Source organism: Luteibacter sp. P4_E6 (genome assembly GCF_056401535.1).
Window position 1 is genome coordinate 1 of the sequence record NZ_JBFUJE010000834.1, and the last position, 1,192, is coordinate 1,192.

At 57.0% G+C, this 1,192-nt stretch carries 2 protein-coding genes; both read left to right on the top strand.

The genetic code is table 11. From position 1 onward, the window contains the following. The coding region (locus tag AC1DT2_RS23915; RefSeq protein ID WP_477299181.1) for a hypothetical protein at positions 1–355 on the top strand (355 nt) is incomplete at its 5' end. A gap of 253 nt (positions 356–608) precedes the next feature. After that, positions 609–1,192 (top strand): restriction endonuclease (locus tag AC1DT2_RS23920; protein ID WP_477299182.1); only part of this gene is annotated, 584 nt, incomplete at its 3' end.

A 1,192-nucleotide genomic window follows, 5' to 3' on the forward strand; every position in this document is an offset into this window, starting at 1 on the left:
GCATTATTCGGCTGAAGCAGATTGGGATGCGTGGACTGCGAAGCACGCTGCCTATACGGCGGGTACGAACCCACACGATCCGTGGCCATCAACCCGACCCATCGAAGTATTCGGAGTTGTGGCTCGTATTCTAAAAACTACGGTACCACTCATTTCTGGCGCGGTTCTCATAGTTGGCGTGTGTGTCGAGAAGCCGCAAAAGGTAGAAGCCCAGAGTTCCCACGACGCGGGTCGTGTCAGCACCAGTCTGAACGTTGCGGTGATCGTTCCAGATAGCTCGATCAGAGATCGAGTCCTCTCGCCGGGCGGGGAGGCCGCCAGGCACGCGGTCAAATCGAAGGTCAAGAGCCGGTAGATATACGGGTCAGCAGTATGTGCAAGCGGCTGGGCGTTGGCGGTACCAAGATTGCGAAGCTGCCTCAACAGCGACCGCGGCCCGTTCCATCCGGTGTCGGCTACCTTTTGCAATTCGCTGGCTGTCGCTGACAATGGTGTCGGGCCATTCAAGCCCCGCTAAACACCGCTTGTCGACCGTTCCTAAAGGCGCGAYGGTCAGGAGCACTTGTGGCCTGTCGCTACTCTCCCTGCGTCACAATATTGAGAGCTCAATGCCAAAGCCAACGCAAGGAAATGAATGGGTGTTGCCCGCGGCCATTCCATTTGAAGAACTTAAGGGGCGCGACCTCGAAGAGTGCGTTTATTGGCTGCTGGATGCAATGGGAGCCAAAGATTTGGAATGGCGGACGGGTGGTATGGGGGGCGGTGCAGCCGACGGCGGTCGCGATTTAGAGGCTCAGTTTTTTCAGCCGGATGACGCCGGTGAGCTCCACCAGCAACGATGGTGGATTGAGTGTAAGGGTCGTTGCGGAACGGTCGAGCCTAATGAAGTAAAAGCGGCCGTAAACAATGCGCTCGCGTACAAAGATGTAGACCGGCTCATCATTGTGACGAACACGCAGTTCTCAAATCCTACGCGAGATTGGGTGAAGCAGTGGCAGCGGGCGCATCCTATGCCCGCCGTTCAGCTGTGGGATCGAGCTCATCTGGAGCGCTACCTTTCTCGGCACCCAGACGTAGTCCTCCGTCTCCACTCAGAAGCCCTGAGCATTCCTGGTCGATATAAGGCGCTCGAGAGCAGGTTCTGGAATAAGCTTGAGTTCGTTCCGCGATCGACTCTCGATGCGCTCTGGGA